A 22,900-nucleotide genomic window follows, 5' to 3' on the forward strand; every position below is an offset into this window, starting at 1 on the left:
ATATCTTTAAACAATCCCACTAATTAAAGGCAATAATCGCCGCATATCATTTTACTTTCCTTTGTTTACTGCGACGTTATGGCGACATTACGGCGACCTTACCGCGACTTTTGCTTTAGTACGCTTCGAGATTGCGCCTAAGATGCATTACCTTTTAATGAGCTTTTGGTGTGGTTACTATACCTAAAATTAACATTTCCTCGAAGCAAACTCGACTAAGACATGAACATGACTGCAATTCTACTTGCTGTTATAAAATCGATTGGCTAAACTTGTTTATTCAAAATATGCACAGCGAATTTTTCGATAACACACCATATAAGCTAGTTTCATCATTTGATGAATTAATACATACTTCATTTCAAGGTTCGATGAATGCAATTTGCTGGCAAAGAAATTTAGCTGGAGATTTTAAAGAAATCGTTACTAAACTTTCATTAAGAGAAAATATTACAATTGTTTCTCTCGAAGAGCTTTTAGCATTACAGCTATCAGAAGGAGGGAATGTGGCTAGGGAATTGATTGTAAATGACTTAAAGTTGTTAACCGATGCAGGTGCCTTGCCTACACTCAATTTGCTTAAAAATTACGAACGTGATGAAGAATTAGGTTTTATCTCAACTGATGTATATTCCTATCATGTAGATCGTTCACCCATTGCTGTCGATACTTATTTGTGTACCTATTACGGTGCCGCCAGTGATATCTTACCTAATCATGGAGCAGAGCAGCAAATTTTAATTCCCGAAATCAGAGAAAAATTGAAGGATTTATATGATGGTCCAGCAGTGGATTTCGAAGTTTTCTTAAAGGAATATTTTTTTGATTTGCATTATCGACCTAAAACCGATGCAAATCCTATAAATTTAGGAAAAGGGAATCTGTGGAAATTAGCAGTAGATCATCCTGAACAAGAGGCATTACCTTGTATTCATCGAGCGCCTAAGGAGAATGAAGGTGAATATAGGTTGTTATTAATTTGTTGATGCAAATTCAATCTTTTTCATCGCCACGCTATTATCCAGGATTGATTGAAATTAATACGCAGTTATTATTACCGAAAGGATAAACTACTATTTCCATGTGATCATGATAATGAAAGATATTCACTAAGTTTTCGCAAATATTAACTACCAATTTATCAAACTCCAAATAGGGATTACTGAAAACAATTAATCGTCCTTCATGATCAAAGTCGGTAGCTATTGTATGCTCACCAAAATAATCTAGGAACTCATTAAGGAAAACTGCAGAATGGCTTCGTCTTAACATGATATTCTCTTTTTTTATCTGATAACATCGTATGAAAGCTTTTGTTTTACACAAATTTGCTGGTAAAATCGGTGCCGTATTTATCCATGCACTGATTTAAAATATTCTAATTGCTATTCAATTTTGCTCAAAATTTTTAGCGTATAAATACTGAAACGCGTTAAATACTTGATTTTGAAAAAACATAAATCATATTTTTTTTAAGGTTGTTGTAAAGAATGATAAAGTAGCTATTCAAGATAGCATCATCTGTGACTTGAACAGTTACTAAGATTATAAATATTCATCACCTTAAAATGAAATTATGTTAGCAGTAAATTACCGAGGGCCATATCGTATCCGAATGAGTGAAAAACCTATGCCAGAAATTCTTCATCCAGAAGATGCTATAGTGCGTGTTACGCGTTCATGCATCTGTGGATCCGATCTCCATTTGTATCATGGATTTGTGCCTGATACCAGAGTAGGGTCTACTTTTGGACATGAGTTTGTGGGCATAGTAGAAGAAATAGGAACTTTAGTTACTGAAGTTAAAGTAGGTGATCATGTCTTAGTTCCGTTTAATATTGCTTGCGGAAGATGCAACTTTTGTAAACAAGGTTTATTCGGCAATTGCCATGAATCTAATCCTATGGCTACAGCTGTGGGTGGAATATTTGGTTACTCGCATACTGCCGGTGGATTTGATGGTGGGCAAGCTGAATATGTGCGTGTTCCGTATGCCAATGTAGGTCCAACTGTAATTCCTGCTGATATGGATCCAGATGATGCGGTGTTGCTTACCGATGTAGTACCTACAGGTTACCAGGCAGCTGAGATGGCTGGTATAAAACAAGGCGATACCGTAGTTGTATTTGGTGCAGGACCAATTGGTATAATGGCTGCAAGATGTGCATGGTTCTTTGGTCCCTCGAGGGTAATTATCATAGATCATATCGACTATCGCTTAGAGTTTGCAAAAAATTATGCAAAATGTGAAGCTTATAACTTCAAGTCGATGAAAGATCCGGTTGAATTTATGAAAAAAACAACTGATTGGTATGGTGCAGATGTTTGCATAGATTGTGTAGGCTGTGAAGCTGTAGGGAATACACTTCAAACAGTAACAGGTCGAGCATTAATACAGGCAGGATCTGCAACAGCATTGCAATGGGCCATTAACTCTGTTAAAAAAGGTGGAATAGTTTCTATTGTAGGTGTTTATGGACCACCTTTTAATTATGTTCCTATAGGTAATGTATTAAATAAAGGAATTACAATAAGAGCAAATCAAGCATCTGTTAAAAGATTATTACCTAAACTAATTGATCACGTACAATCTGGCAGATTAAAACCTAGTGAATTGATTACTCATCGTATTCCGTTAGAGGAAGCTGCAGATGCCTATCGCATCTTTTCTTCCAAATTAGATAATTGTATTAAAACTGTACTTATTCCTTCAACAAAGTAAATGTCATGAAAAATAATATAGATTATAAAAGCATACCAGGATGGGGAATGGATTCTGATCCAGAAAATGAACCTACCTATCCCATGAAAAATTATACTGGCGACGACCATAATCGAAGCAATTACGAACGGGCATCGCAGCAACCAATTTCCGTGGAGATTTTACAATCAACAGAACGACCAAAACCTCCTGTTGTTTTTGGAACTTCTGTTCCCCCTAAAGGGTTAAGCGGTCAAATTAGGCGTTATGCATTTCAACATAGTGAAGATCGATATAGACACTGGATTCCATTAATTCTTGCTGATCGTATCAATATGGTGGAAGGAGTAATAGATGATTTGAAAAAAGGATACATTCCGAATGTTTTTGCAGAACGTGGTTGGAAAGCGGAGATGAAATATAACCCGAGAGGCCTAGCGATAAAAGTACTTGCTATGGCGGCGGCGGGCACTTTAATATGGTGGTCGCTAAAAAGTAAAAAATCAAAAGGCTTTTTTAAATAATATATTAAAGACCTCAATTGTTATAGTAACAATTCAATTTCATCTGAAAACAAAAGAGCCCTTGGGGCTTTTTTTGTTTACATCCTATTTATTTGGGCATGGACTTTACCTAACTATAAGTTTATAAAATCTTTCTAAATCACAGATAGATAACGATTTAAGTTTTTTATTGTAATATTAAGTATGCTATGTCACAATTATTTTGTGAAATTAAATCATTTTGTAAAAACTTTTGTGCTGATAAGAGCGTATATTGTCTAGATATTTTAATAAAAATATAGACATAATGAAATTATCTATATCAAACCTTGAACAACTTAGCGGAGTTTCAATTCATACCATTCGTATTTGGGAACGTAGGTACCATGCGTTGGAACCACAAAGGTCTTCGGGTGGAACTCGTTTCTACACTGATCAAGATCTTAAAAGATTGCTAAACATTGTTAGTTTACAGCAAGCTGGAGTAAAAATATCACAGGCTTGCTCGCTCAGTGCTGAGGAGATGGATGAATTATTAGCCCAAGACTTAAAAACCTCTATTTCTTCGGATGCAAATCATGAATTTTATATTTCACAACTCCTAAAAGCTGGAGTTGAATACGATGAACCATCTTTTACTACGCTTTTGGATCGTTGTATTAACGATTGTGGCATGTTAGACAGCTACAAGGAGGTGATCTTCCCACTCATGCAACGTTTAGGACTGATGTGGAGATTAGATCATATTTGTCCGGCACATGAGCATTTTATTTCTGCAATCGTGAGGCAAAAACTGATGTCTGCTATTAATTCTATTCCAATTGCCAACCAAAAGGAAACAACCTGGCTACTATTTTTGCCAGAGGATGAAGGTCACGATATTCCGCTATTATTTGCAAATTTCATTTTACGTAGCCATGGAGTTAAAGTAGTTTATCTAGGTGAGCGTGTCCCGATGGATTCTATTGTAGATGCCCAGAATACGATACATGCAGAAAATTTACTGTTTTTTATGGTGAGGCAAAGACCCATCAAAGAAGCGGCAGATTATCTTGCTGAACTTGCAAGAACTTTTACTGGAAGCAATATTTACCTTGCAGGAAATGGAAAGTTAATAGGTGAACTTCAACTTCCAGCTAATGTAACTTGGTTTTCTTCTATTTCATCACTTACACAAATTTTAAATGGTGAAAATGGATAAAGTGTTAAATAGACCAAAGGTTGCAGTAATTGGGTCAGGTTTTGCAGGGTTAAGTGCTGCTTGTTATCTCGCAAAAAATGGTGCGGATGTAACTATATATGAGAAAAATCAGCAAGTAGGCGGAAGGGCAAGACAGTTGGTTACAGAAAACGGCTATAGTTTCGATATGGGACCTAGTTGGTATTGGATGCCTGGCGTATTTGAACAATTCTTTGCTGATTTTGGTTATGTACCCTCAGATTTTTATCAACTCTCTCAGCTGGATCCTGGCTTTTCCATTGTATTTGGCAAGGATGACATGATGCACATCCCTAAATCTATGGAAAAATTGGAAGAGATTTTCGAACAGATTGAAAAGGGAAGTGCTATCAAACTTAGAAAGTTTTTATCCGGTGCGGCCTTTAAATATAAGGTGGGTATGGAAAATCTGGTACATAAACCAGGGCTTTCTTTTACAGAATTTTTAGATATGGATGTAATGAAAGGTGCACTCAAGTTACAATTATTACAATCCTTCCGTAAGCACGTGAAAAAATATTTCAATCATCCAAAATTGATTGCATTGATGGAATTTCCGATACTTTTTCTGGGTGCAACCGCAAAAGATACCCCAGCTCTTTATAGTTTAATGAATTATGCAGGTTTATCATTGGGCACTTGGTATCCTAAAGGTGGTATGGTAGCTGTTATAGATGGAATGCGAAAATTAGCTGAGCAACTAGGTGTCAAAATACTGAATGATGAACCTGTGGAAGGATTCATTGTTAATCAACGAAAAATTAAAGGAGTAAAATCTAAGCGCTCAATTATGAACTATGATGGTATTGTTGCAGCTGCAGATTATCATCATGTGGAAGATAAATTGTTGGGTGAAGAATTTAGAAATTATTCAGAGCAATATTGGGACAAAAGGATGCTTGCTCCATCAAGCCTGATATTTTATCTGGGTGTGAATAAAAAGATAGAACACCTTTCGCATCATACGCTTTTCTTTGATGAAGATTTAGAAGTGCATGCTACTGAAATTTATGAAGATCCGAAGTGGCCATCAAAACCCCTGTTTTACGTTTGCTGTCCCTCAAAAAGCGACGAAACTGTTGCGCCGCTAGGTCATGAAAATATTTTTGTGCTGATGCCATTGGCAACAGGGCTTGAAGATACTGAAGAACTTCGTGAAAGTTATTTTAAGCTAATTATGAAGCGTTTAGAGCGTTTCTGTGGACAGGATATCACAAACCATCTAGATTATAAACGGAGTTATTGCATAAAAGATTTCGTAAATGACTATCATTCTTACAAGGGAAATGCTTATGGCTTGGCCAATACCCTAATGCAAACGGCTAACCTTAAACCTTCTATCAAAAATAAAAAACTTGATAACCTATTTTATGCTGGCCAGTTAACTGTTCCAGGACCTGGAGTTCCGCCCTCCATTATTTCAGGGAAACTGGCGGCAACAGAATTATATAAAAACCTAGGAAAGCGATGAAAGAAAAATTTGACAACCTTTCTGCAAAATGCAGCAGGATCACAACGACACGTTACAGCACTAGCTTTTCGTTAGGGATTTACTTCCTACACAAAAAAATAAGGCAGCCAATCTATTCAATTTATGGGTTTGTACGTTTAGCCGATGAAATTGTGGATAGTTTCCATGATTTTGACAAAGCTTATTTGCTGAAAAAATTTAGAACAGATTGTTACGAGGCGATAGAGCAGGGAATAAGTTTAAATCCAATACTCAATTCCTTTCAATTTGTAGTTAGACAATACAATATCGAAAGAGAGTTAATAGATCTTTTTTTGGATAGCATGGAAATGGATCTTAAAGAAGAAACATATACTAATGATAAATATAGCCGTTATATATTGGGCTCTGCGCAAGTAGTAGGATTGATGTGTTTGAGAGTCTTTACAGCTGGTAATAAAAAAGATTACGAAAATCTCAAGGAATCAGCGATGCTGCTTGGCTCAGCTTTTCAAAAGGTTAATTTTTTAAGAGACTTGAATGCAGATTATGTTCAATTGGGAAGATGTTATTTTCCTGGCATAAATCTTTCGGCATTTGGCAACCCAGAGAAAAAACAAATAGAAAAGGAAATTGAAGCTGAATTTAAAGCTGCTCTTAAGGGAATTAGATTATTGCCAAGAGAAGCAAAAAGTGGTGTGTACTTAGCCTATATTTATTATCTCGAACTATTTAAAAAAATTAAAAGGGTTTCCGCAGAAAAAGTGATAGCAAGTAGGATTAGAATATCTAATGGCCACAAAATTGGATTAATGTTCGATTCCATGATCCGATATAAAATGAATGCGATATGAAGTTATTACTTCTTTTTTTAGTGATGGGAAATTGGATTCATAAAGATGCTCCTGAGCTTTCAACTTTAAGAAAACTCTATTATAGAGCAGCAGTAGAATCAGCCGCATCAGTATCTCTTTCAAAAGAGTTAAAGTCTGTTCAATTAGATGCTGAACCTATTTTGGTATGTTACAAAGGAGCAGCGTATATGATGGAGGCCAAGTATGCATTCAATCCTATTAGTAAGCTTTCTAGATTTTCAAAAGGTAAAAATGCTATTGAACATGCCATAGCTAGAGAACCTAGTAACATGGAGATGAGGTTTATTCGATTTTCTATCCAAACTAATTTACCTGGTTTTCTTGGATATCATACTAATATTAGCTCGGATAAACAGAAGTTACTTGCAGGAGTTGGAAATCTTAAAGACAAAACATTGAAGGATAATATTACGGCATATCTAATCGCTTCTAAAAAATGTACTAGTGAAGAAATTAAAAAATTACAACAGTGATAGAAAAAGTGATATTAGTTGATAGCAACGACAATCAAATTGGTTTAATGGAAAAAATGGAGGCTCATATTTCTGGTGAATTGCACCGAGCTTTTTCAATATTTATCTTCAATTCTAAAGGAGAGCTATTGTTACAACAACGGGCATTAAATAAATACCATTCTGGAGGCAAGTGGACAAACACTTGTTGTAGTCATCCAAGAGAAAATGAGCATACCATTATGGCAGCCTATAGAAGGCTAAAAGAAGAAATGGGAATGGAATGCAGATTAGATTACGGTTTTAATTTCATTTATAGAACAGAAGTAACTGATGGCATTTTGGAACATGAATTTGACCATGTTTATTTTGGTGTTAGTGATGATACACCTATTTTAGCGCCACTAGAGGTTGCAGCTTTTAGGTATATGAGTATGGATGAGCTTTCAAAAGACATTGAACTTAACCCAGAGGAGTATACTGAATGGCTGAAGATTTGTTTAGAGAGAGTGATGGTCTATTATTATAAAATATTTAACCATGGATATATTGATTAACATAGGTATTGTTCTTTTAACATTCCTTGTAATGGAAGGAGTGGCATGGTTAACACATAAATATGTGATGCATGGTTTTTTTTGGTTTTTGCATAGCGATCACCACAACAAGGATCATGACGATTTTCTAGAGCGCAACGATTTTTTCTTTTTAATATTTGCTATACCAGGGATTATTTGCCTTGCACTTGGAAATTTTTATGGGAATGAATTGGCACTTTACATCGGTATTGGTATCACGCTATATGGTGCTTGTTATTTCTTGGTACATGATATCTTTATTCATCAGCGGTTCAAAGTATTACGTAATTCGGATAACTGGTATTTGAAAGCAATTCGCCGAGCACATAAGATGCACCATAAACATTTAGGAAAGGAACAGGGAGAATGTTTTGGAATGTTGTGGGTACCGTTTAAGTATTTTTTAGAAGCTAGAAAAAAAGCATGAGAAACTACACTTACCTGTTGGTAGATTTTTTTACAATCGTTGTTCCATTTGTTTTTTCATTCCACCAGAAGTTACAATTCTATAAAACTTGGAAGGCGTTTTTCCCTGCAGTAATACTAACAGGCTTGTTATTTATGTTATGGGATATTTATTTTACCAAGCTTGGCGTATGGGGTTTTAATTCAAATTACATTGTCGGATGGAAATTATGGGGGCTTCCAATAGAAGAATTATTGTTTTTCTTATGCATTCCGTACTCCTGTGTATTTACTTACCATTGTTTAACATTGCTAATGAAATTAAAGCTATCTAGAGCTGTTGAAGATATAATTACTTATTCCTTAATGTTTTTAGGCGTTTTAGGAGTAATTTATTATTGGGGGAATTATTACACTGTTTCTACAGGATTGCTAATGATAGGTCTCCTAATACTTTCAAAGTTGGTGTTGAAGGTAGAATGGCTTGGCAAATTCTACATTGTTTACCTTGTACTTATGATTCCTTTTTGTATAGTAAATGGGATTTTAACAGGTACTGGATTAAATGAGCCAGTAGTTTGGTATAATGCGAAGCATATTATTGGATTCAGAATATTGACTATACCATTTGAAGATATATTTTATGGCTTAGATCTTATTCTACTTAATCTTTTAATTTTTCATTCACTAAAATCGAGCCTGCTTAAGTTTAAACAGGTGTAATAATAAAACTAGTTGATACTATATTAGTTAGTAGTGAGTACTACTTTATTCCTTCTTAAATAATAAAAACTTATACCACCTACAATAAGCATTAAAAAACCAATATAATCATCAAGAGGGCAAGTCATATAACCTGTTAATTGACCAGATTGTTCGTAATAATAGTCAGTACCACCGCCAATTTTATAATCATAAGGTCCAGTGCATTCTGTACAGCGTGATCTTGTTCTAATCACACAATTACCCAAAGCTGCAGGACTACAATAAATGGTAGATCCAATTTGTCCTGATGTTACCACTGGACTTGTTTCATAAGCTGGCCCGTACCAAGATCCACGCGGACTATTGACACCAGAAGGACCTGTATAAAGATACCCTGTATCATCAGAAACACACCCAATAACTGTATACGTAGAGTAAACATTAAAAGATAAAAGTAATAAAGGTGTAATGAGCAAATATCTGAGCTTAGCTTTTGCGTAGCGGAAAAAATGGTGGGATGTATCTAAGGTATTCATATTTATATTTTGTACCATATACCTACTTCATGGTATATCATATGACGAGTAAAAGGGATGCAAAAATAAATAAAACGGCTTAAAACTGGCAAAATAAGAAATATTTTATTGTAACAATTAACAACTTGAAAGAGTGTTGAGTTATAAATTTCTTTTATTATAAATAAGCGCAATTTTTCGAAACATAAAATTATGCTCATTGTTCATTTGAAGTAAGAGGATAATTTATGGCAAAAAAAACATTAACACCAGAACAGGCAGCACTGCCAGAAAATCAGAAAATAGCAAAGCTTAAACCACATACTGCTGATGCTACAGCGCAGCCAATGACTACAGATCATGGCGTAAAGATTAATGATGATCAAAATTCGCTCAAAGCTGGCGACCGTGGTTCTACCTTATTGGAAGATTTTATACTTCGTGAAAAGATTACTCATTTTGACCATGAACGTATTCCTGAAAGAGTTGTGCATGCAAGAGGATCTGGTGCACATGGAGTTTTTAAGTTGTATAAAGCAATTCCGGAATTAAGTAAAGCACAGTTTCTTAATGATACCGAAATAGAAACACCTGTTTTCGTAAGATTTTCAACAGTGGCTGGTTCTAGAGGATCGACTGATTTAGCAAGAGATGTACGTGGCTTTGCTGTAAAATTTTACACACAAGAAGGAAACTTTGATTTAGTGGGCAATAATATGCCAGTGTTTTTTATACAGGATGCCATGAAGTTTCCTGATTTAGTACATGCTGTAAAACCAGAGCCAGATAATGAAATGCCACAGGCCGCATCTGCTCATGATACTTTTTGGGATTTTATTTCTTTAATGCCTGAATCTGCACATATGATCATGTGGTTAATGAGTGACAGGGCAATACCAAGAAGTTACCGCATGATGGAAGGCTTTGGCGTACATAGTTTCAGACTAATCAATGCAAAAGGAGAATCACATTTTGTAAAATTCCATTGGAAACCTTTGTTGGGTGTGCATTCGGTAGCTTGGGATGAAGCGCAAAATATTTCTGGTAAAGATCCAGATTTCCATAGACGAGATTTATGGGAAGCCATTCAAAGTGGCAACTTTCCCGAATGGGAGTTTGGTATTCAGGTTGTACCAGAGGCAGATGAACATAAATTTGACTTTGATTTATTAGATCCTACTAAGATAATTCCAGAGGAGTTGGTGCCAGTACAACGAATTGGTAAATTGACATTAAATCGCAATCCAGATAATTTCTTTGCAGAAACTGAGCAGGTAGCTTTTCATGTTGGACACATTGTTCCAGGTATCGATTTTACAAATGATCCCCTAATGCAAGGAAGATTATTCTCTTATACCGATACACAGTTGATCCGTTTAGGTGGCCCAAATTTCCATGAAATTCCAATAAATAGACCAGTTGTTCCAGTACATAATAACCAACGGGATGGCTTTATGCGTCAGACTATTAATATAGGTAAGGCTAGTTACAATCCAAATAGTACTGGAGGTAATGATCCTAAGCAGGTAAAAGAAACGGAGGGAGGCTTTGTAAGTTATAATGAGAGAATTGATGCACGCAAAGTGAGAGCGAGAAGTAAAAGCTTCTTCGATCATTACTCACAAGCTAAACTTTTCTTTAACAGTCAATCACAGCCAGAAAAAAATCACATCGTAGATGCTTTTAGTTTCGAGCTGGGCAAGGTAAAAACGGTAGCAATACGCGAACGTATGCTTAATGTACTTAGTCAAATTGATCTGGATCTTCGAAATAAAGTAGCGGCTAAACTTGGTATAGCACTTAGCAAGAAACCTGAAGAGGTGATCAACCAAGGAATTCCAGCTGATGCAGCACAAAAGGATTATCAATCTTTGAAAGTAGAATCATCGCTTGATAAGTCGGAGGCACTAAGTATGGCGACAACCATAAAAGATAACATTAAGACAAGAAAGATTGCCTTTCTTGTAGCCGATGGTGTGAATGAAGCCTCACTAAACATGATGAAAAAAGCATTAGTAGCTGCAGGAGCTGTGGTAGAAATGATTGGTAATAGGCAAGGAAATGTGATAAGCGACAAGAAAACTGCAATCGCATTAGACGAAAGCTTATTAACATCATGCTCTGTGTTTTATGATGCGGTTTTTGTACCCGGCGGAAAGAAAAGTATTGATGCACTTGGCATGGAGCCGGATGCCATCCATTTTTTAGACGAAGCATACAAACACTGCAAAGCAATTGCTCTAGATGCGGATGCATCCACATTATTAGGGTTGACTTATTTTGGTAAAGTATCTGATAAAAAGCCAGTGAATGATGAAGGAATATTGACAGGAAAAGACAAAGATCTTGCTGACGAATTTATCAAAGCTATAGCAGGGCACAGAGTATGGGAACGAGAACAGCAACGTAAAGTACCTGCTTAATTAAAGCGGATTTATAAAAAAAGACCTCAATAAATTTGAGGTCTTTTTTTATGCGGTGAGTAAATCAACTGCTTCTTGGTTTCCTTGTTGGGCAGCTAGGTCAGCTGCTCTAAGTCCCCTCGTATCACAAATAGATGTATCAGCACCTTGAAGTATTAAAAGTCTTACCAAATCATTTCTTCCAAACATAGCGGCAAACATTAGTGCTGTACCTCCGTTTCCATGTTGTAAGTTTAAGTCGGCACCATTTTCTATCAATAGTTCTGCAATATCGGCATATCCCTTAAAAGCTACCCCCATCAACGCAGTATTACCACCTAGGTCTGCTGCATTCACATCAGCTCCATTTTTAATTAATAATCTTGCTGCATCAATCTGATTATTATAACAAGCTATAATTAAAGGCGTATATCCCTTTGGGTCATGTATGTTCAAATCTGCATCGCCTTTAATGAGTTCATTAAGTACATCTAGATCGCCAATTCTAGCGGCATGCAATAGTAATTCTGGTTCTAGTTCCATAGTTTGGTTTAAGTTATGTAGTTATAGCATTACCAAGAGATAAATATCGTTAATTCATATTTAAATCTTATTTAGCTTAAGAAATCCGTGAGGGAAAATTTGTTCAATGCTGTCGGCTATGGCATGTATGAGTGGTTCTTTTAATTTTCCATGGTTCTTGCATAAATGCAAAATATGATGACGATCTGGAGTAAAATTAGCTACCAGTTTTCCATCCTTAAATACATTTAGCTTACAATTTTGTTCATCATGATGTGGATATTCTCCAACTTGGAACTCATAAACTTTTTTGTCTAAAACAACTTTGATAGGATGCATGCTAGATTAATTAGTCTTTTTTTTCTTCACAGTTTCTTTCGTATTCTTTTTCATCACTTCCCTTGCTCGTTTCAGACCAGTAGCAATTGCAATACCTTCGTCCCCAGATTCTTCAAGAATGGCATTAGCAATTTCTACTGCCTTTTCTCTTAAAGGAATTGGAAGGTTTTTGTAAGATGGTGGATAATCTCCTTTTGCCAAGGCATAGTATTAAATATTGTAATTGAATAACAATTTTTCATCTAAAATGGTTTTTAAGAAACGACTGTCAATTTTTCTTTTTATGTGTATTTTTTTCAGATTTAGCATGCAATTTTTTCAGTTTTTAACATAGATCTAAAATTTTAGTATTTGGTATAGAGATTGTTATCTGGTTATTGAGAATTTTTTAGTGATGTATCTTTTTAAAACGAAAACCTATGTCAATTCAAAATTTTAATAATAATTCTTCTTTGAATGCAGGTAATTCTGCAGATCTTTTTCTGAAAATATTAGCGGTTGAACCTGACCCTTCGCTTGGAGAAATTTTATGTGATATGTTTGCTGATGCGGGTTATGAATGCAAGGTTGTTCAGAGTTGTAGTGATATTATTCCTTTGATGGAAAGTTTTCATCCAGACCTCGTGCTAATCGAATACTTTCTTCCAACTTTAAATGGAGGAGAACTATGTACTCAAGTTAAAAGTGATCACCGATTTTCAGGTGTACCAGTAATTTTGTACTCAGCTTATCCACAAATTCTATGGTCGATAAAGGATTATGGTTGCGATGAATTTATAGCCAAACCTTTTGATTTAGACAATCTCTTATTTACAGCAGAAAAATTGATTGTTAAAGGTAAAGAGAAAAGAAGGTTCTCGCTTTTGGCAGATACGTTAAAAAATAGACTGAGCTATATGGGTAAGTTTCTAGGAGTGAAAGGATTTTCAGCCAATTAAATTTAGTTTTAAAATTTACGAAACTTTTCTTGGTAGAGGTTGTTTTTCATATATACATTAAAAAGAACTATTATGGGATTTATTAAAGGAGCACTTTTTGGCGTCGCTGTTTATGCAGCAGTGAAGCATATAACTAAAAAAGACATACTTACAGGAAGATCATTACTGGATGATTTTATGGATAAAGCGCCAGAGTACGTAGAAAAAGTGAAGGACTATGCTTCACAAGTTAGCGATGAATTTGTCGAACCTGAAATGAGGGTATAAAAAACTACACATCTACCTTAAAGACCAGTCAAATTTGATTGGTCTTTTTTTGTTTTTATTAATTTTTGGAATGATTACCAGTTAATCTTTAGCTGCTGATTTCCATTTATCACAAATTCTAAATGACCTTCTTTTGTCTTTTTAGATGATAATTTAGTGCCATCAGCTAAGTATAGCTCAAATTTTGTTTTAGACACATCCTTAGGAATAATTCTTAGACGGCATTCAATTCTTTCATCACCTGCCAATTGAATTGAAAGCGAAGAAGAACTCGTTTTACGTTTGAATGGAATTGGATTATCTGCATACAGCATAAATTTTTCATCAACGTTGTGATAATGACGAGGAAGAATTCCAAAAGCGTTACCTGCGCCATAAACTTCTTGACCCACTTCACCAGATTTCTCCCAACCGTCATGTAAATCTTCCAATGCTACCCAGAGCTTATTGTCGACTTCTCCAACTTTCACTTCATCTGATAACATCTCATTAGGCAACATTGGCGGATAATAATATGCAGCTCTATTTACTAAATAACGAATAAATTCATTTACTAACAGCCTGATTGAAGGGAGAATGTCTACATCTTTTGCATGCTGTAAGTAATCGTGTAGGGCGCAAAACACTTCCTGTTCTTCGTAAACAGCCGTATAAGGTGCATCAGATAATGGAAATATTGCAAAAAAGGTAGGGTAATTCTTACCATAACCATAATTACAATCCCAAAGCTGAACGTTTTGGAAAACATTAGCCAAACATAAGTTAGATAGATCAAGATAATCTTGATTTTTGGTAAGCTTGTATAAACGCAATAAAGCTCCAGCCGAAAAGGTTGTATTGTTAGCTTGGTAGAAGAGTTTAAAGTCTTTTCCTTTCAAACTGTTTGCCGCAACTTCTGCTTCTTTGAGGTATTTTTTATCTTTGGTCAATTCATAGGCTTGAATCATCACATGGGCATACAGCCCAGCCACATCATGTTGGCCGCCTTCGCCAGGCTTAGTCTCTGCCTTTAAAACTTCTAAATTATTCATTTTATAAAATACAGGCCAATTGTATTTAAAATGTTTAGCAACTTTCATGGCATAAGGCAATGAGTTTAGAAAAAGTTCTGCTGCTTGTTTATCACCTTTAAGTGCCAATCGTGATAGATTAAGAAGGGGATGATGCAAATACCAAGAATCCATCACCATTGGTTTTTTTTGTTCTTCTTCTCCCTTAAGTTTATCTTGTGCTGCTGGTAACCAACGAACAATTGTTTTTAGTTTCTCATCCCAAAACTCTGGTAAACCCTTTTTTATTTTATCAACAACAGGTAATGATTTGCCACTCCATTCTGTATAATCAAGTAAGGGTAGCAATACTGCCAACTGGACCATAATTTCTGGAGGGGTGTCATAATCTGAAATATATGCATTAAAATACTGATTTCCCTCTACCTGGTTCCAACATCCAGGTGCATCAATTAAATCATAAAGTCCTTTCTCTAAAATCTCTGGCCAATTCATATAATGAGTTGTTGGCTTTGGAATTTCAAGATAAATAGCGGCAAGTAGATTTAAATATTGTTTCGTGAGCTCACTTTCACTATTTGTGTTGACTTGGTCGAATGCAATAATTGCATCACTAATAGTATAGCTTGTCTTTGCTTTTAATGGATCATCTTTCGTTACAGGCAAAGAAAATCCAAGATCTGGCCATAATCCACCTACTGTTTCCCCGCCTGAAGTTTTGGTTTGTTCATTATAATCTGCAAGGGAAGTGAGGTTCTGGAAATAAAATATACTTCCCGCATTAGGTTCATCCAAACTAAAGTGCAAAATACCAGATCTTGTCCCTACTTGTTTTACATGTACAGTTCCTTTGTTCTTTTCAGGTTGTTTATTTTCGCGTAAAATGATATCCTTAGGCCAAAATGGGATATGTAAATTGGTTTTTGGTGTAATGGTGGTATTATATTTTAAGATAGGATATTCAGCATTGATCATTTCTATCTTCACTATAGATGTACCTAAAGCAGATTCTAATGAGATGGTAATGCCATTATCTGTTAATGATTTTCTTTTGACTACAAGACCATGATCTGGCGAATATATAGGTCTGAAAGCGATACTACCTGTTTTCCATTTACAATAAATGTAAAGTGCATCATTAGCCTGAAGAACAGTGAAAGTATAATCGCCAATTGTTTTCTCTACTAAAGTAGGCATCTCATCTTTGCCCAATGAATTGGTTGCGGCTATTTGCCAAGGTGATATTCCATTCATTTTCCAAAAAAAGTTAGCTGTAAGAATGTTAATATAAACACGCATTTTTTTTAGTTGTTTTTAAATTATTTAGAACTATTCGTTTTCCTTCTTGTTTTTTCAATCATGACAGATTTAGCAAAACGTTTTCCAAATAATCCAATTTTATTGCCGAAAGATGTTGCTCCAAGTGATAAAGGGCTTCAAGTGATTTGCTTACTTAACCCTGGTGCTTTTCGTTTTAAAGGTAAAATATGGTTGTTAGTGAGGGTTGCAGAGAGCATTGCTCAAAAAGAAGGATTTATTTTTTTTCCCGTAATGAATGAAATGGGAAAATTAGAAATTATTGAAGTGCCTTTGAATGACCCCGACCTTGTAGGAAGTGATGCTAGAGTAAGAAATTATAAAGGTTTAGATTATTTGACTACAGTTTCGCATTTGCGTTTATTATCAAGTACTGATGGAGTTTCTTTCAAAGAAGAACCCGAATACGCAGGATTATTTGGGATGGGTGAACAAGAACGGTTTGGAATTGAAGATTGTCGGGTAGTAGAGCTAGATGGGGTTTATTACCTTACCTATACTGCAGTTTCTGACTCAGGAGTTGGTGTTGGGCTTCGAACAACTGTTGATTGGAAATCTTTTTCTAATCCAGTAATGATGTTGCCACCACATAACAAAGATTGCGCAATCTTCGAAAAGAAGGTAAATGGAAAATTCTATGCTTTACATAGACCGAGCTCTATTGAGATTGGTGGTAATTTCATTTGGTTGTGTGATTCAACAGATGGTATTCGTTGGGGGAATCATAAATGTTTGATTAAAACGAGATCTGGAATGTGGGATAGTGCAAGGGTGGGAGCAGGAGGATCGCCAATTTGGACAGCGCAAGGATGGTTAGAAATTTATCATGGTGCAAATGCAGAACATAGGTATTGTTTAGGCGCTTTTTTAATGGATTTAAATAATCCATCTATCTTATTGGGTAGAACGGTAGAACCAATTATGGTGCCGACAGAAAGTTATGAACTTTCTGGTTTCTTTGGTCATGTTGTTTTTACAAATGGCCATTTTGTGGATGGAGATAAATTAACAATCTATTATGGTGCAGCAGATGAGTTTGTATGTGGTGCAGAGTTTTCAATTGCTGAAATTATAGCTAAAACATTAGAAAATAAGTAATAAATATGATGAGTGAGCAAATATTAGTACCTAATCAAGTAGAAGGTAGTGAAATGAATGCAAGAGCCGAAACGGTATTATCAGATATTGGGCAAGCGGCTGTGTTTTATGAATTAGTGAAACAAAGGTTATTTGAAGTTAACAATTGGGATAAGGTTTGCGGAACTTCCGCAACACTCTTTCAGTTAACTTTACCAGATGGTTCTCCTACAATGAAGTTAGAAATTGACAACTTGATTAGAATTGATATACCTGGTCCTGGTACTTCCGCTGGAGATGGATATGACTGGGTGCGAATTGAACAGATTGGAAAAAATAATGAAACTGAATTAGAAGAATGGACAGGATTTACCGTGAGACCTAGTCCCAATCCATTCCATCCTGAATTGGGTGTAGCACATTTTTTTTCCGATGCGGCTACATCTACTTTCTTAATAGGTAGAACTGGACAAACCGTTTGGGCCGAAATGCATGGGCGAAATGAGATTCCAAATGGAAATACAGAGAAAATTTTCGATGGATTGCGCAATACTATGGTAGGTTGGACAGCAAAAGCTGGGCTCTCTTACCCACAATGGAAATTATTAGTAGATGGATTGGTTAAAAATGATATTTAATTTTTAAAAAATAGATTCATAGAACACTGCCTTTCTCATTATTCGAAACTTTTTTAATCGCTGTGCTGTTTAATTTTTAACAAAGCTATCATTATGGGACTAGATAAATATAACCAAAAGCGAGATTTTTCTAAAACTGCTGAACCAAAGGCAGGAAGAAGCAAAGATCCAAATAAGCTGATGTTCGTGATCCAAAAGCACGATGCCTCTAGATTACATTATGATTTTCGTTTAGAGATGGAAGGTGTGCTAAAAAGTTGGGCTGTACCGAAAGGACCGACATTAGATCCGAAAGTAAAACGCCTAGCAATGATGGTTGAAGATCACCCATTTGATTATAGAAACTTTGAAGGTATTATCCCACAAGGTGAATATGGGGGAGGAACTGTAATCGTTTGGGATCAAGGCTGGTATGAAACTATCGATCCGATAAAAGGAAAAAAGGCCCAAGAGAAATATTTACTATCAGAGCTTAAAAAAGGTTCCGTGAAAATGCGATTACACGGAGAGAAACTTAATGGCGAATTTGCTTTAGTGAGAACTCATGGTATGGGAGAAAACTCATGGTTATTAATAAAACATGATGATGACTTTGCCACTAAAAAAGATGTTTTAAAATTAGATCAATCCATACTTTCTGAAAAAACCATTGAAGAAATGGAGAAATCAAGCGATAAAGTTTGGCACAGCAATAAGGAAGAAAAAATTGAAGCAAAACAGCCAAGTAAAAAAAAAGCTAAAACAAAGTCTAAGCAAACAAAAGAACAAGTAATTGAAGACGCGGAAATTTCTGAAGAATCTGTTAAAATAGATACAGCTAAGGTTTTAAAATCTGCACCGAAATCTGCGATATTAAAAAATATAAAACCCATGTTAGCTACTTTAGTTAACGGGCCTTTTGATGATCCGAACTGGCAATATGAAGTAAAATGGGATGGTTATAGAGCATTAGCTTTTATTAACAAAGGAAAGGTAGAACTGCTATCGAGGAATAATAAATCTTTTAACGAAAAATTTTACCCAATTCATAAAATTCTTTCCTCATGGAAGATAAATGCAGTAATTGATGGAGAAATTCTAGTTTTAAATGATAAAGGGATTTCCAATTTTGGATCACTTCAAAATTGGAGGAGTGAAGCAGATGGTGAATTAGTCTTCTACGTATTCGATATACTTTGGTACGAAGGAAAAGATCTTACTGGCTTATCTCTTGTGGAAAGACAAGCTATTTTGAATGAAGCACTGCCAACAGATGATGATAGGGTTCGGATTTCTAAAGTCTTCGATGCAAATGGAACTGATTTTTTTGCAGCTGCGGAAAGAATGGGACTAGAAGGAATTATGGCCAAGCTTAAATCTTCTACCTATGTGCTTTCTAATCGCTCAAAAGATTGGCTAAAAATTAAAGTTTCCAAAAGACAAGAAGTAATTATTGCAGGTTTTACACGTAATGAAGATACTTCCAAACTATTCAGTTCACTCATTTTAGCTGTTTGGGAAAATAAAATATTGACTTACGTTGGCAAAGTAGGAACTGGATTTTCTGATTCCGATCAGAAAAAAATGATGCAAACATTTGCACCGTACATTGTAGATAAAAGCCCTTTTACAGTTGTTCCAGATATCAATAAACTTTCTCGTTTTCAACATAAACAATTAAATGCTAAAGCAACTTGGATGAAACCTGAATTGGTTTGTGAAATAGCATATGCGGAAGTAACTGATGAGGGAATATTTCGACATCCATCTTTTAAAGGCATGCGCATAGACAAAAATCCAAAGGATGTAATACGTGAGACTGCTGCGGATACTCAGGTAGTTGTGAAAGAAGTTGAAGAGGAGTTAGATATTCAATCCGATGATAGCACAAAAATTAAAGCTGATAAACATGCAGCTGCTATCCGGCCGCCAAAAGTTACTATACCAAAAACCTTATTAAATCCAAAAGATGAAACCCAAGTACGTAAGGTAAATGGGAAAGAGCTTAAGTTTTCTCACTTAAGTAAAGTTTATTGGCCAGAGGATGGTGTAACTAAGCGTGATATGTTTAATTACTATTATCAGGTTGCGGATTTTATGTTGCCATATTTAAAAGACAGGCCCCAATCATTAAATCGTTTTCCAGGTGGCATTCATGGACAAAGTTTTTATCAGAAGGATGTGAAAGGAAAAGCACCTGAATGGGCAAAAACTTTTCCTTATTCAACCAGCGATGGGGAAGAAAAAGAATACTTAGTTGGAGATGATGTGGCTACGCTTTTATGGATGGCATCTTTAGGTTGCATTGAAATCAATCCATGGTTTTCTAGAGTACAGTCGCCAGATAATCCCGATTATTGTGTCATAGATCTCGACCCAGATAAACATCATTTTGACAAAGTAATCGAAGCAGCATTAACAGTTAAAGAAGTTTTAGATTCTATTGATGTGCCAAGTTATCCTAAAACTTCTGGTTCAACAGGAATTCATATTTATATCCCAATGGGTGCAAAATATACTTATGACCAAACCCAACTTTTTGCTAGGATTGTTGTTGGAATTGTAAATGAAAAACTCCCCGATTTTACTTCTTTAGAACGGATGGTTTCTGCTAGAAAAGGTAAAATGTACTTAGATTTTTTACAAAATAGACCAGGTGCAACTATTGCAGGTCCTTATTCTCTTCGTCCAAAACTTGGTGCTACAGTATCTATGCCTTTAGAATGGGATGAGGTTAAACCAGGTTTAAAGATGAAAGATTTTACCATTCTTAATGCTATTGAGCGATTGAAGAAAAAAGGAGACATTTTTAAAGGTGTATTAGGTAAAGGCATCGATTTAGAAAAGGCGATTAAAAAAGCAAAAGAAATTTATCCGTAATTAATACATAAATGATACAGTTGAACGAGGATAATTCGGGCTTCGGGGAAAATGTTCCTGATCCGGAAGAAATAAGGGAGCGATATCCTATTGAAGACGATAGTGATACGCTTGAACCTTTTGTAGATGAATATGAAAATAGAGAAATAAATACTGATGATCCAGAGGATATAATACACTGGGCACAGGAGTTTCAAATTAGTGTGGACGATTTGAAATCTGCAATTGTGCTCAATGGAAATTCGGTGAAAGAAATTAAAAAGTATTTAAGTGTATAACTAAATAGGTTTTCAAAATTGAAATTTACAAAGTGATTTTAACGAAACAAAAAAAAAGCTAGGCTGTTATTTTTAATAAGTAATTAACCTATAATCGTCTACCTATAAATTAAATGTTATGGCAAAGCAAGGACCTTCAGACCGTAAAAAAGTAAATTCATCACAAGATTATGAGCTTTCACATGTAGCGACCAAAATGGGTGTGAGCATACAGCAAGTTGTTGGCGCAAAACGTGCAACTGGCTCAAATGATCGTAAAGTAATTGAAAAATACATTTCCGACAAAGGAAAAAAGAAATAGAAATTACGGCAATCATTTGTAATAATCTTGCAAATCTATTAAGGTTGGACTTTCTGTTTGGAAGTCCAATTTTTGTTTTAAATCTTATGAGTAATATCTTGAAAATTGCGACTTATAATGTTAATGGTATCAACGGGAGATTGGCTGTATTACTGCGGTGGCTTAAAGAGGCAAAGCCAGATGTAGTTTGCTTGCAGGAATTAAAATGTCCAGATCAACTTTTTCCTGAGGCAGCTCTTTTAAAAGCTGGGTATCATTCTATTTGGCATGGGCAGAAAAGTTGGAATGGTGTAGCGGTCCTTTCAAAGGAAGAAATCAAGGAAACAAGACGGAATTTAGACGGGGATCCTGATGATTTACATAGCCGTTACATAGAAGGTTTTGTGTATGGTATGGTGATTGGTTGTTTATATCTTCCAAACGGTAATCCAGCTCCCGGACCTAAGTTTGATTATAAACTTTCGTGGTTTAAGAGATTACACAAACACGCAAAAAAATTATTGTCTTTTGATCTTCCGGTTTTACTAATTGGAGATTATAATGTAATTCCTACAGAACTTGATACCTACAAGTCAGAAAAGTATATCACCAATGCGCTGTTCTTTCCTGAATCTAGGTTAGCCTATACCAAATTATTGAAACTAGGTTGGACAGATGCCATACGATATTTACATCCAAATGAACGCATATATACCTTTTATGATTATTTAAGGAATGCATATGGTCGTGACGCAGGGCTTCGTTTAGATCACTTTTTATTGAATGATATCGTATTACCTAGATTAATTTCTGCACAAGTAGACAAAGAAGTTCGTGGATGGGAAAAATCTAGTGATCATTGTCCTGTTTGGATTGAATTAAAACAATAACCTCTACACCTTACTGATTTTTAGCTGCTTTATTTTTCTGTTTATCACTTATTTTTAAGGGATCATCACCTTGATTAGCTTTTTCTTTTAAAATCTCTTCACGAATTTTCACCGTCATATCATAATGATGTCTTAAAATCGGTAATGTTTTGGTCGCAAATGCAGAAATAGATTCTACAGGCATTGTAGAACCTATGTTAAATAAATTTATTGCCTCATTATGTTCGGTTACCATTAAGTTAATATAAAATTCATTTTGTGCTTCATCATTAAGGCTTTCCAACTGTTTTAAGATTTTAACTTTTGCTTCAGGTAAAACGGTAGGAAGTGCAAAATTTTCTTTTTTTGCAATGGCTTTCAATTCCTCATTCGCTTTCATGTGATCATCTCTAATCATTTTGGCATGAGCTAACACTGCTGGATTATTTTTGGTATTAACCAATATTCTAGAACTCGCTTCAACTTCCATCATTCCTCCAATAGCGGCATTAGTGAAAAATGTAGTTTTGTCCTCTTGCTTCATTTTTGTATCACTTTTTTTGATAATATTGGTATCATTTGAAGTTATTGGTTCAGCGTTTGTTTTATCATCTTTTTGTTCAGCATTTCCACAAGCAAATAAGAATGAAATGATTGATAGTAAAAATAAGATTCTAGTTTTCATGGTAAAATATTCAAAT

General features: G+C 35.3%; 26 protein-coding genes. 19 read left to right on the top strand and 7 right to left on the bottom strand.

Annotation, left to right across the window (positions count from 1 at the left end):
• Positions 1–287 precede the first annotated feature (287 nt).
• Positions 288–986, top strand: a complete 699-nt coding sequence (locus tag HQN85_RS02690) for a DUF1826 domain-containing protein (RefSeq protein ID WP_173268801.1) — start codon at positions 288–290, stop codon at positions 984–986.
• Between the two features lie 31 nt (positions 987–1,017).
• Here HQN85_RS02690 and HQN85_RS02695 read toward each other — a convergent pair whose 3' ends face one another.
• A complete protein-coding gene (locus tag HQN85_RS02695; RefSeq protein ID WP_173268802.1) occupies positions 1,018–1,272 on the bottom strand; it encodes a hypothetical protein in 255 nt (84 codons plus the stop codon).
• A 304-nt stretch (positions 1,273–1,576) separates the two neighbouring features.
• Here HQN85_RS02695 and HQN85_RS02700 point away from each other — a divergent pair, with 304 nt between their 5' ends.
• The 9 genes from HQN85_RS02700 to HQN85_RS02740 all read left to right on the top strand — a co-directional run bounded on the left by HQN85_RS02700 (position 1,577) and on the right by HQN85_RS02740 (position 8,906).
• Positions 1,577–2,722: a zinc-dependent alcohol dehydrogenase gene (locus tag HQN85_RS02700; protein ID WP_173268803.1), complete on the top strand. Its 1,146-nt coding sequence runs from the start codon at positions 1,577–1,579 to the stop codon at positions 2,720–2,722.
• 5 nt (positions 2,723–2,727) lie between these two features.
• Entirely contained in the window at positions 2,728–3,225 is a 498-nt protein-coding gene (locus HQN85_RS02705; RefSeq protein WP_173268804.1) for a hypothetical protein, read from the top strand.
• Between the two features lie 286 nt (positions 3,226–3,511).
• Positions 3,512–4,405, top strand: a complete 894-nt coding sequence (locus HQN85_RS02710) for a MerR family transcriptional regulator (protein WP_173268805.1) — start codon at positions 3,512–3,514, stop codon at positions 4,403–4,405.
• Positions 4,398–5,894: a phytoene desaturase family protein gene (locus HQN85_RS02715; protein ID WP_173268806.1), complete on the top strand. Its 1,497-nt coding sequence runs from the start codon at positions 4,398–4,400 to the stop codon at positions 5,892–5,894. Before HQN85_RS02710 ends, HQN85_RS02715 begins: the two co-directional genes overlap by 8 nt.
• The gene (locus HQN85_RS02720; protein ID WP_173268807.1) at positions 5,891–6,727 is read left to right on the top strand and encodes a phytoene/squalene synthase family protein; all 837 of its coding nucleotides are present in this window, start codon (positions 5,891–5,893) and stop codon (positions 6,725–6,727) included. Before HQN85_RS02715 ends, HQN85_RS02720 begins: the two co-directional genes overlap by 4 nt.
• Positions 6,724–7,221 (top strand): hypothetical protein, encoded by a 498-nt coding sequence (locus HQN85_RS02725; protein ID WP_173268808.1) that lies wholly within the window; start codon positions 6,724–6,726, stop codon positions 7,219–7,221. The genes HQN85_RS02720 and HQN85_RS02725 overlap by 4 nt, the downstream gene beginning before the upstream one ends.
• Positions 7,218–7,757, top strand: a complete 540-nt coding sequence (idi, locus tag HQN85_RS02730) for an isopentenyl-diphosphate Delta-isomerase (RefSeq protein WP_173268809.1) — start codon at positions 7,218–7,220, stop codon at positions 7,755–7,757. Before HQN85_RS02725 ends, idi begins: the two co-directional genes overlap by 4 nt.
• Positions 7,741–8,205, top strand: a complete 465-nt coding sequence (locus HQN85_RS02735; protein ID WP_173268810.1) for a sterol desaturase family protein — start codon at positions 7,741–7,743, stop codon at positions 8,203–8,205. The genes idi and HQN85_RS02735 overlap by 17 nt, the downstream gene beginning before the upstream one ends.
• Entirely contained in the window at positions 8,202–8,906 is a 705-nt protein-coding gene (locus HQN85_RS02740; protein WP_173268811.1) for a lycopene cyclase domain-containing protein, read from the top strand. The genes HQN85_RS02735 and HQN85_RS02740 overlap by 4 nt, the downstream gene beginning before the upstream one ends.
• A 23-nt stretch (positions 8,907–8,929) precedes the next feature.
• Here the strand turns inward: HQN85_RS02740 and HQN85_RS02745 are convergent, their stop codons facing one another.
• Positions 8,930–9,424 carry a hypothetical protein gene (locus HQN85_RS02745; protein WP_173268812.1) on the bottom strand — a complete coding sequence of 165 codons (495 nt, stop codon included), beginning with the start codon at positions 9,422–9,424 and terminating at the stop codon, positions 8,930–8,932.
• Between the two features lie 227 nt (positions 9,425–9,651).
• On the opposite strand from HQN85_RS02745, the gene HQN85_RS02750 reads away from it, so the two are divergent.
• On the top strand, positions 9,652–11,826 hold the full coding sequence (locus HQN85_RS02750) for a catalase (RefSeq protein ID WP_173268813.1): 2,175 nt from the start codon (positions 9,652–9,654) through the stop codon (positions 11,824–11,826).
• A gap of 48 nt (positions 11,827–11,874) precedes the next feature.
• On the opposite strand, the gene HQN85_RS02755 is transcribed toward HQN85_RS02750, so the two are convergent.
• Genes HQN85_RS02755 through HQN85_RS02765 form a run of 3 tightly spaced genes read right to left on the bottom strand, consistent with a single transcriptional unit; the run spans position 11,875 to position 12,867 of the window.
• Positions 11,875–12,348 carry an ankyrin repeat domain-containing protein gene (locus tag HQN85_RS02755; protein ID WP_173268814.1) on the bottom strand — a complete coding sequence of 158 codons (474 nt, stop codon included), beginning with the start codon at positions 12,346–12,348 and terminating at the stop codon, positions 11,875–11,877.
• Positions 12,349–12,408: 60 nt separating this feature from the next.
• The gene (locus HQN85_RS02760; protein ID WP_173268815.1) at positions 12,409–12,666 is read right to left on the bottom strand and encodes a hypothetical protein; all 258 of its coding nucleotides are present in this window, start codon (positions 12,664–12,666) and stop codon (positions 12,409–12,411) included.
• 6 nt (positions 12,667–12,672) lie between these two features.
• Complete coding sequence (locus HQN85_RS02765; protein WP_173268816.1) at positions 12,673–12,867, bottom strand: DUF2188 domain-containing protein; 195 nt, start codon at positions 12,865–12,867, stop codon at positions 12,673–12,675.
• Positions 12,868–13,085: 218 nt separating this feature from the next.
• On the opposite strand from HQN85_RS02765, the gene HQN85_RS02770 reads away from it, so the two are divergent.
• Positions 13,086–13,604, top strand: a complete 519-nt coding sequence (locus HQN85_RS02770) for a response regulator (protein ID WP_173268817.1) — start codon at positions 13,086–13,088, stop codon at positions 13,602–13,604.
• A gap of 72 nt (positions 13,605–13,676) precedes the next feature.
• The gene (locus tag HQN85_RS02775) at positions 13,677–13,871 is read left to right on the top strand and encodes a YtxH domain-containing protein (RefSeq protein ID WP_173268818.1); all 195 of its coding nucleotides are present in this window, start codon (positions 13,677–13,679) and stop codon (positions 13,869–13,871) included.
• 74 nt (positions 13,872–13,945) lie between these two features.
• On the opposite strand, the gene HQN85_RS02780 is transcribed toward HQN85_RS02775, so the two are convergent.
• Positions 13,946–16,135: a hypothetical protein gene (locus HQN85_RS02780; protein ID WP_173268819.1), complete on the bottom strand. Its 2,190-nt coding sequence runs from the start codon at positions 16,133–16,135 to the stop codon at positions 13,946–13,948.
• A gap of 105 nt (positions 16,136–16,240) precedes the next feature.
• Here HQN85_RS02780 and HQN85_RS02785 point away from each other — a divergent pair, with 105 nt between their 5' ends.
• The 6 genes from HQN85_RS02785 to xth all read left to right on the top strand — a co-directional run bounded on the left by HQN85_RS02785 (position 16,241) and on the right by xth (position 22,220).
• Complete coding sequence (locus tag HQN85_RS02785) at positions 16,241–17,296, top strand: glycoside hydrolase family 130 protein (RefSeq protein WP_173268820.1); 1,056 nt, start codon at positions 16,241–16,243, stop codon at positions 17,294–17,296.
• A gap of 8 nt (positions 17,297–17,304) precedes the next feature.
• On the top strand, positions 17,305–17,913 hold the full coding sequence (locus tag HQN85_RS02790; RefSeq protein ID WP_246249589.1) for a hypothetical protein: 609 nt from the start codon (positions 17,305–17,307) through the stop codon (positions 17,911–17,913).
• 93 nt (positions 17,914–18,006) lie between these two features.
• Positions 18,007–20,772, top strand: coding sequence for a DNA ligase D (gene ligD / locus HQN85_RS02795; protein ID WP_173268822.1), 2,766 nt, complete (start codon positions 18,007–18,009; stop codon positions 20,770–20,772).
• A gap of 11 nt (positions 20,773–20,783) precedes the next feature.
• Entirely contained in the window at positions 20,784–21,050 is a 267-nt protein-coding gene (locus HQN85_RS02800) for a DUF3606 domain-containing protein (protein WP_173268823.1), read from the top strand.
• Positions 21,051–21,168: 118 nt separating this feature from the next.
• Positions 21,169–21,351: a DUF3606 domain-containing protein gene (locus HQN85_RS02805; protein WP_173268824.1), complete on the top strand. Its 183-nt coding sequence runs from the start codon at positions 21,169–21,171 to the stop codon at positions 21,349–21,351.
• A gap of 86 nt (positions 21,352–21,437) precedes the next feature.
• On the top strand, positions 21,438–22,220 hold the full coding sequence (xth, locus tag HQN85_RS02810) for an exodeoxyribonuclease III (RefSeq protein ID WP_246249591.1): 783 nt from the start codon (positions 21,438–21,440) through the stop codon (positions 22,218–22,220).
• 10 nt (positions 22,221–22,230) lie between these two features.
• On the opposite strand, the gene HQN85_RS02815 is transcribed toward xth, so the two are convergent.
• The gene (locus tag HQN85_RS02815) at positions 22,231–22,884 is read right to left on the bottom strand and encodes a DUF4142 domain-containing protein (protein ID WP_173268825.1); all 654 of its coding nucleotides are present in this window, start codon (positions 22,882–22,884) and stop codon (positions 22,231–22,233) included.
• Positions 22,885–22,900 lie beyond the last annotated feature (16 nt).

It is taken from the genome of Pedobacter boryungensis, assembly GCF_013204825.1.
GTDB lineage: Bacteria > Bacteroidota > Bacteroidia > Sphingobacteriales > Sphingobacteriaceae > Pedobacter > Pedobacter boryungensis.

Coding starts and splice junctions, on each gene's coding strand:
- HQN85_RS02695 (WP_173268802.1), bottom strand. CDS start 1,272: ATGTTAAGACGAAGCCATTCTGCAGTTTTCCTTAATGAGTTCCTAGAT.
- HQN85_RS02720 (WP_173268807.1), top strand. CDS start 5,891: ATGAAAGAAAAATTTGACAACCTTTCTGCAAAATGCAGCAGGATCACA.
- HQN85_RS02780 (WP_173268819.1), bottom strand. CDS start 16,135: ATGAATGGAATATCACCTTGGCAAATAGCCGCAACCAATTCATTGGGC.
- HQN85_RS02745 (WP_173268812.1), bottom strand. CDS start 9,424: ATGAATACCTTAGATACATCCCACCATTTTTTCCGCTACGCAAAAGCT.
- ligD (WP_173268822.1), top strand. CDS start 18,007: ATGGGACTAGATAAATATAACCAAAAGCGAGATTTTTCTAAAACTGCT.
- HQN85_RS02705 (WP_173268804.1), top strand. CDS start 2,728: ATGAAAAATAATATAGATTATAAAAGCATACCAGGATGGGGAATGGAT.
- HQN85_RS02760 (WP_173268815.1), bottom strand. CDS start 12,666: ATGCATCCTATCAAAGTTGTTTTAGACAAAAAAGTTTATGAGTTCCAA.
- HQN85_RS02710 (WP_173268805.1), top strand. CDS start 3,512: ATGAAATTATCTATATCAAACCTTGAACAACTTAGCGGAGTTTCAATT.
- HQN85_RS02805 (WP_173268824.1), top strand. CDS start 21,169: ATGGCAAAGCAAGGACCTTCAGACCGTAAAAAAGTAAATTCATCACAA.
- HQN85_RS02770 (WP_173268817.1), top strand. CDS start 13,086: ATGTCAATTCAAAATTTTAATAATAATTCTTCTTTGAATGCAGGTAAT.
- HQN85_RS02800 (WP_173268823.1), top strand. CDS start 20,784: ATGATACAGTTGAACGAGGATAATTCGGGCTTCGGGGAAAATGTTCCT.
- HQN85_RS02815 (WP_173268825.1), bottom strand. CDS start 22,884: ATGAAAACTAGAATCTTATTTTTACTATCAATCATTTCATTCTTATTT.
- HQN85_RS02740 (WP_173268811.1), top strand. CDS start 8,202: ATGAGAAACTACACTTACCTGTTGGTAGATTTTTTTACAATCGTTGTT.
- HQN85_RS02690 (WP_173268801.1), top strand. CDS start 288: ATGCACAGCGAATTTTTCGATAACACACCATATAAGCTAGTTTCATCA.
- HQN85_RS02785 (WP_173268820.1), top strand. CDS start 16,241: ATGACAGATTTAGCAAAACGTTTTCCAAATAATCCAATTTTATTGCCG.
- xth (WP_246249591.1), top strand. CDS start 21,438: ATGAGTAATATCTTGAAAATTGCGACTTATAATGTTAATGGTATCAAC.
- HQN85_RS02715 (WP_173268806.1), top strand. CDS start 4,398: ATGGATAAAGTGTTAAATAGACCAAAGGTTGCAGTAATTGGGTCAGGT.
- HQN85_RS02700 (WP_173268803.1), top strand. CDS start 1,577: ATGTTAGCAGTAAATTACCGAGGGCCATATCGTATCCGAATGAGTGAA.
- HQN85_RS02790 (WP_246249589.1), top strand. CDS start 17,305: ATGAGTGAGCAAATATTAGTACCTAATCAAGTAGAAGGTAGTGAAATG.
- HQN85_RS02725 (WP_173268808.1), top strand. CDS start 6,724: ATGAAGTTATTACTTCTTTTTTTAGTGATGGGAAATTGGATTCATAAA.
- HQN85_RS02755 (WP_173268814.1), bottom strand. CDS start 12,348: ATGGAACTAGAACCAGAATTACTATTGCATGCCGCTAGAATTGGCGAT.
- HQN85_RS02750 (WP_173268813.1), top strand. CDS start 9,652: ATGGCAAAAAAAACATTAACACCAGAACAGGCAGCACTGCCAGAAAAT.
- HQN85_RS02735 (WP_173268810.1), top strand. CDS start 7,741: ATGGATATATTGATTAACATAGGTATTGTTCTTTTAACATTCCTTGTA.
- HQN85_RS02775 (WP_173268818.1), top strand. CDS start 13,677: ATGGGATTTATTAAAGGAGCACTTTTTGGCGTCGCTGTTTATGCAGCA.